The organism is Cyclobacterium jeungdonense, from assembly GCF_010994275.1.
In the GTDB taxonomy this organism is placed as follows: Bacteria; Bacteroidota; Bacteroidia; order Cytophagales; family Cyclobacteriaceae; genus Cyclobacterium; species Cyclobacterium jeungdonense.
On sequence record NZ_WMCD01000010.1, the window covers coordinates 256,569 to 263,190 of the forward strand.

Below are 6,622 nucleotides of genomic sequence, written 5' to 3' on the forward strand. Positions count from 1 at the left end.
GCCTCAACCTCGGTGGCAATTTTTTCATTGGGGTTGATTTTTTTTTTTTCAAAAAACCCCTCCGGAAATTTCCAAAGGGACGGTCACGTGTTACGGGACAAGAGCCGTTGAGCTAGCCTAATAGGCATTGTTACATCGTCTGATTGGTCGAGAGTCAAATACCTATTAGGTCTGACAGAAAAATGGATAGCAATACGACCCTTCGACTCCGCTCAGGGTCCACCTAAATTAATCCATAATCTTTGCGCCCTCTGTGGCTCTTTGGGTCCTCTGTGACGAAAAAATCATTGCGCTAATTCGAATTATCTGTTATTCCACCACTTCCTCCCTATCCACCCATTCCCCGTTGAGCATGACTTTTCTGATGGCGTACATGGCTTTGATATCTACGGAGGGGTCGCCTTCCACCAGGATCAGATCGGCCAGCTTGCCGGGCTCAATACTGCCCAGGCGGTCCTGGGTACGGAAATAACGGGCGTTTTGAAGGGTGCTGCTGGAAATGGCCTCCAGCGGCGTCATACCTGCAGCAACCAATAGCTCCATCTCCCGCTGATAGGCAAGGCCGGGTTGGGCGTATTTACCGGAATTGTGGGAACCGGTAACCACCGTGACTCCTGCCTGATGCGCCATCCCAACGAAATCAAGCATATTTTGGAACGCCTTTGCCTGATACGCCTCGTCGCCAAATTGCCTTTCAAAGGTGGTCAGGGTGGGTGATAGTACCACTTTATTTTTCACTGCCAGAGCCAGCACCTCTTTCACCCGGTCAGCGGACAAATCGATCTTTGACCACAGGCGATACCTGCCGTCCCTTCTGTAACTACTGTTTTCCCGCACCGCTTCCCGGAATTCCACTGCGTCTTCCGGATCGGCCAGGGAGGTACCGAAGGAGGTAATGTGTTCGATCCCCTGAAGCCCTGCCATGATGGCATCGTCCGCATCCACCAGCTCCAAATGTGCCACTACGGGGATGCGGTAAAAATCGGCCGTCTGTAGCACCGTTTCATAATACTTCAACGGAAGCCGGAAATAGATTTTTATGCCCGACCCTCCCTGTGTGACATAATCCCGAATCAGCGTTCGAATATGATCGGTACCCCGAATCAGTGAGGCCTGATCCAGATAGACCCCCGGATACCCGTCCAGATGTGCTCCGGTCAGGTACACCCGGGGCATTTTGGTCTGTGCAAAATGGAGGGACTGGTAAAACCGAAAGGGGTGTCCCGGATCCCGGACAGTCGTCACTCCATTGGTAAGAATAGCATGTAATGCCTTGTTGTTGTTAACATTATGTAAATGCGAATCCATTAGACCCGGCAGTAGGCTCATTCCGGTACCATCTGTTATTTCAGCTCCGACAGGAACGGCTAACTGGTCTTCAGAACCTGCTTCCCATATGCGATTGCCTTTGATCAGCACGACCGCATTCTCCAACGGCGGCCCTCCCAGCCCATCTATCAGACGAACATTTACAATCGCGCTGACCCGATCGTCTGATGGCCCTTCGGGTGGGTTTACCTCTAAAAGGGAGGGGTTTTGCGCCAAAGCCAGCTTAGTCAGAAATAAAAAACTGAGGCTCAGCAAAAAAACAATATTTTTCGATAGTTTCACCATTCTTATTGGTTTCGTATTTTTTCAATGACAAGTTCTATTGAGTCTTCTAAATGTATTCATCCTTATCGAACAAAACAAGAAATGGGAAGTGGCTTTGAACCGGAAAAGGAGATCGGTACCCCTATTTGTTCAATTGCGTCCTTCGTTGAGTCATGGGTTCGAAACAAAGGGGGAAATTATCGCTCACCTGACTTTTAACCAGGTATTTTCGGTCACATTGCTGGTCTCCCGAGGGTCAACCTCATACAAGGTAGCATGTTCGTTTACCCCCGTATACATACCATTCAAAAAATGACAGTTCGCTACTTTTGCCTGTATCCTTACCAGGGATTGGCCATTTCCCATGATGTTCATGGCCTGAATGGTATGAATTTTACCCGGCAGCGATTCTTCTCCATAACCCCTCCCTCCAATCAGCAGGGCTTCATATCGATCCTCCCTGGCTCTGAAAATCACCCCGCTAATGTAGATATGATGGATTCCTGCCCGGTCGCTGGCCCGTATCGCCACCGCACGGTACCGGTTTTTACAGGAGATATTCGTAATCACCACCTGCTCGATATCATCTTCCGTTCCGTACCAGCGACTGGCTGTCACCATACTCCCGTTAATATCTCCATTTTGCTTGGGAATATCCGGGGCGGTATCCAAATTAGAAAGCGCTATAAAATCATCTCCTGTCAGACCGGATATATGATCGATCCGAACGTTTTTACAACCCTGTCTCAGGTTAATCCCATCCTTATTGGCCGTCATCCTTTGCTGCCCATCCACCGTCACAAACTCTTCATTGAAAATGGTCACATCGGATAGGTCAATTCCCACGGTTCGCTCAAAACTAATGGTCCAGCCATGGGCATTTTCGAAACGAACATTTTTTAGGCTGAAGTCCCGGACATACCCTATCAGCACCATAATGTTCCGCCAGTCGCCGGTTTGCTTCAAACCAGGTTTTCCAGCATCGCTTCCGTAACTTACCCGCCAATTTCCCTTTTCCTGCTCGGCTTGTGGATTCAGGCTAAGCGTCCTGGCACCGTCACCAGTTGCCCGTGGATTGACCGCCCCTTTAAGTACCGCATTGCCAATTCCGTAAATTCGTATGTTTTCGTTCCAAACCGAGTCGGTAATGCCTGCCCCTACATTGTCAGAGCGAAACAGGTTATCCCTACTCCTATCAGAAAGTTGCAAGGTGCAATTGTCCAATATCAGCGTCATATTGCTGGGCAACAACAGCGCACTATCAATCATCCATACTGCCGTTCCATTGGCATTTTCCTTAGGAATGCGCACCACGTGGACACTTTTCTTTGCGGCTTCTATGGCCTGGAGGATGCGCTCGGTATCCGATCCTTCAAAAGAGTTAGGGTTTATTGTTTGGGGTATTTCGGGTCCGCCACTGCCCATAGCAAAGCTTTGGAAACCAAAAAGGAAATGCGTCAGGCAGCAATACAATACCCAACGAAAATGGTTACGCGTCAACATAGGAAGTTATTTTTCGACAGAATAAAATTAAGTTGGATCAATACGACCGTTACGCAAATAATGCAAACCAATACCGGATCTACGTAAAGAAGTTACTTCTACAAGGAACGGAAAAATAACCATCTTTGGCGGATAATAAAAATCTGCAAAGGGCCTGGCAGGAAAAATAACCTCCCGGAAAAAGCATTAGGGAACAAGTGGAAAAAGCAGATGAATCAGGGCCACCAGGCATACACCCAAAAATTTTCCTTTTTTTCTGAAAATGAGTATTTTCGGTACAATCTATGTTGGTAGAAAAACTGTTTTTGCCATTAACTTTTACTGTATGTCCAAAAATAAAACTGCTGTTTGGCCTTATATTCTTACCATTCTTTTTTTCGGAACGCTGATCACTCTTTATTTCCTAAATGACTCGGTTCAGGAGTTTTTTACCGAAGCCTGGGAGGTGCTTCGCAGCCAGGATAAAGAAAGAATTTCCGATTGGGTGGGGCAATTTGATTATTGGGGACCCTTAGTCATTGTAACCGCAATGACCTTGCAGATGTTTTTATTTGTGGTTCCCTCCTTTCTATTGATGGTTGTTACCGTAGTCGCCTACGGCCCCTGGGCCGGCGCAGGAATCATCCTTGTGGCCATTTTTATCGCGTCCTCCATCGGTTATGGAATCGGGGTAAAATTTGGAACCCCGGTTATCGACAGTCTTCTAGGCGAAAAAACGGAAAAAAAAATATCCAAATTTCTGGAAGATTATGGCTTCTGGGCCGTAATTGTAACCCGGGTGTCTCCCTTTCTATCTAACGATGCCATCAGCATCATTGCGGGTATGTTGCGCATGGGCTACTGGAAATTTATCGGCAGCACCATGTTGGGAATAGCCCCGCTTACGGCCGTCACCGCCTTTCTGGGGGAAAATACGGATCGACTGAAAGGTGGCTTGGTATGGGTTGGAGCGATCAGTTTGCTGGGTTTTATTGCCTACGTCTGGTGGGATCGAAAAAGAAAACAGAAATTGAAATCGTAGGCTGGATCCCCAAACGTCCATTCTTTCCCAGTTCAATAATTTACCCGATTAATCAGAATTCCATCAAGTTCGTATCCCGCTTAACTTTGGCTGACCCGTAGGTAAATTTCAGCCTCAAAATCAGCCTCTTTTAAAGGAAACCAGGTACCTATCTGAATATCACCGAGACTATCGGTTTGATTAGAGGGGTATTTATTGAATTTATTAATGTTAGCAGATCCCTACTGGTTTTTATTTCTATTTCCAACCTTTTGGATCCACTTTTCACCGGCAGAATTTAATAAGGATTGCATTTTATCAAAGTAATCAGAAACGGGTATAGCGCCCTTATTTTCTTCCAAATCAAACTCCATATCCCGCTTCAGATCTTTAAGCGCATTGAATAAATTTCTTTCCATTATCCATAGCTCACCTGGCTTTCGCAGACCCTCAATTGAATTTAAAATGCTAATGGCGGCCGTTGTCACTAAAATTCCAATAGTTAAATAATACTGACTTGTTTCTGATCCAACGGCTATTCCGGCTAACACCGTAGACACTCCAGCAAGAATGAATGTGGTGTTCTTTATCCATCTGTACATCCTTTTGTGCTTTGTAGATTCCTTTTCAAAGCGTTCGATTTGAGAGTCTAATTCAGATTTGAGAAAATCAATTGCTGCCATGATGGTTGAAAGATTATGATTGCCCGGGTACGGCTAAAGTCCATGGTCCCATTTATTTGACAGGTAGTCCTACGTCAATATAACACTTTATTTTAACATAAAAAAGTGATTAACCCCTCAGGATCAGGACCATGTGTTACCGGTGTTTTGACTGAGGAGTATCCCGGCAATATCGGAATAGGATTCAATAGGTAGTCTGCTCTGCAATGAAAGGCGGGTGTTTCGTGGTTCCCATCGAGTCCATCCAAAAAAGACAAATGGACCTGATCCATACCAACCTTTAAACTTGAAAAAACATTAAAATGTAATAGCTCCAATATTATCTGACAGTAGGGTAAATTTAGACCGCGTATTTTTTAAGAGATATTACTCCCAAAATAATTGTAAGATATGGGGCTTATGACGGCCCTTTAATCATTTCGGTCGGCTGGGATATTCCTGATAGGTTGGTCGCCACCAGAGCCTGTTTCCGCTGCGCCCCGCATTTGTAAAGTTACGATTTTTTCGGAATCAAGTGTATGCGCTTCTTCAAAACCACTTAAAGCAGATCGACTGTCCGGAGCTCTCCTTCGATAAATGTGATTTCCTCAAGGTAGCTGTTGAATACATTTTTTAAGGGTTCCATTTTTAAATAATACCCAACGGCCCTTGTAAACGATCGTTTTAATGCCGCTTAATTATTGTTGTATTTCGTGCATATTATTCAGATTCAGTTTAATCATCAATTTTAAATTTTAGCTTATCAATCATTTAGAATCGCCTAGTTCTTCATATAAAAGAACTAAACTTGAAATGAACGCTCTTCAATATCCCTCGCAAATCCAGAAATGAAAGTAAGATTAGCAAGCAATACGGTTAATAGAACAAAGCCAAATGTTATATTCAATATTATTTCAGGGTTAGTTTGATTGGGAACAAGACCAAAAATTCCCAATTCCATTACTATCAGCCAAGATAAAGATGTTAATACCAGCATTGGCATCCACATCCTCGCCAGTACCTTCCGTACACTTTCAGATAATTTTATTTCCCACCAATCTAATGGCTTGTTTATCATGGTTGCATAGGCCCAAGTGGGCAGAAATAGTACGATATGTCCAAGTCCACCCCCTACTAAAGTCAATAATATCATGAGCAATAGAAAAATCGTTGCCCCATGTTTTGTTTGAATGAACTTAATGGCCCAAATAATAATTGCACAACTAACAAGCATGGTGAAGATACCAGTGATCAAAAAATTTGGAATTAGGGTAAAAGCACCTTCTGTTCCATAAAGCCAAAACCTGTGTGTTTCTCCAATTGCTTCAATATAAAAACCATTGGTAGCCTTATTTCCTTGTAAAACTTCAAATAGTCCATGATTAAAAAATCCAGACATACCCAGGAGAATCGCAATTACAGTTGCTGATAATCTCGTTTTATGATTGTAATTACTTTTATTCATTTATTATATCATCGAATTGATTTTTCTTCTGCATGAGGCACAACGGCCATGTGTATTCGCCGCTTATTGGCGAGGCTTTTGCTCAGCAATTGCCCAATCAAATAGGCCTGGCCCTAATTTGCAAAAGGAGTGACAATTACAAATGGCGTATACACAATGTTGAACGAATCCTGCTAAGGCAGGAAGCCGGCAGTTATTGCCGTTTCTTCCTACATTAGACTTATCGTAACTATTAAACATTTTAAGCTATGAAAAAAAAAGCAATCTATCATTGAAAGAGCCTGTGAAAATGTACCGGGCTTTGATTTACAGCTCAAAAGGCTCCGAAGATCGATAACCATTTCCGGGAAAAGCCAAAGTACCCTCACCAACTATGCCCGATGTCTGGCCCATATGGGA

The 6,622-nt window shown here is 44.1% G+C and carries 5 protein-coding genes; 1 reads left to right on the forward strand and 4 read right to left on the reverse strand.

What is annotated here, in order from left to right; translation table 11 throughout:
• Positions 1–309: 309 nt before the first annotated feature.
• Positions 310–1,614 carry an amidohydrolase family protein gene (locus tag GKS34_RS19025; RefSeq protein ID WP_163386568.1) on the reverse strand — a complete coding sequence of 435 codons (1,305 nt, stop codon included), beginning with the start codon at positions 1,612–1,614 and terminating at the stop codon, positions 310–312.
• Between the two features lie 183 nt (positions 1,615–1,797).
• Positions 1,798–3,096 (reverse strand): glycoside hydrolase family protein, encoded by a 1,299-nt coding sequence (locus tag GKS34_RS19030; RefSeq protein WP_240459367.1) that lies wholly within the window; start codon positions 3,094–3,096, stop codon positions 1,798–1,800.
• Positions 3,097–3,421: 325 nt separating this feature from the next.
• Between GKS34_RS19030 and GKS34_RS19035 the strand changes: the two genes are divergently transcribed.
• A complete protein-coding gene (locus GKS34_RS19035; RefSeq protein ID WP_163386569.1) occupies positions 3,422–4,117 on the forward strand; it encodes a TVP38/TMEM64 family protein in 696 nt (231 codons plus the stop codon).
• 221 nt (positions 4,118–4,338) lie between these two features.
• Here GKS34_RS19035 and GKS34_RS19040 read toward each other — a convergent pair whose 3' ends face one another.
• Positions 4,339–4,779 carry a DUF4231 domain-containing protein gene (locus GKS34_RS19040; protein ID WP_163386570.1) on the reverse strand — a complete coding sequence of 147 codons (441 nt, stop codon included), beginning with the start codon at positions 4,777–4,779 and terminating at the stop codon, positions 4,339–4,341.
• A 781-nt stretch (positions 4,780–5,560) separates the two neighbouring features.
• Positions 5,561–6,223: a hypothetical protein gene (locus GKS34_RS19045; protein ID WP_163386571.1), complete on the reverse strand. Its 663-nt coding sequence runs from the start codon at positions 6,221–6,223 to the stop codon at positions 5,561–5,563.
• Positions 6,224–6,622 lie beyond the last annotated feature (399 nt).

What these genes read in the sequence shown, in the direction of transcription:
- GKS34_RS19025 (WP_163386568.1), bottom strand. Translation starts at nt 1,614, where the DNA reads ATGGTGAAACTATCGAAAAATATTGTTTTTTTGCTGAGCCTCAGTTTT.
- GKS34_RS19040 (WP_163386570.1), bottom strand. Translation starts at nt 4,779, where the DNA reads ATGGCAGCAATTGATTTTCTCAAATCTGAATTAGACTCTCAAATCGAA.
- GKS34_RS19030 (WP_240459367.1), bottom strand. Translation starts at nt 3,096, where the DNA reads ATGTTGACGCGTAACCATTTTCGTTGGGTATTGTATTGCTGCCTGACG.
- GKS34_RS19035 (WP_163386569.1), top strand. Translation starts at nt 3,422, where the DNA reads ATGTCCAAAAATAAAACTGCTGTTTGGCCTTATATTCTTACCATTCTT.
- GKS34_RS19045 (WP_163386571.1), bottom strand. Translation starts at nt 6,223, where the DNA reads ATGAATAAAAGTAATTACAATCATAAAACGAGATTATCAGCAACTGTA.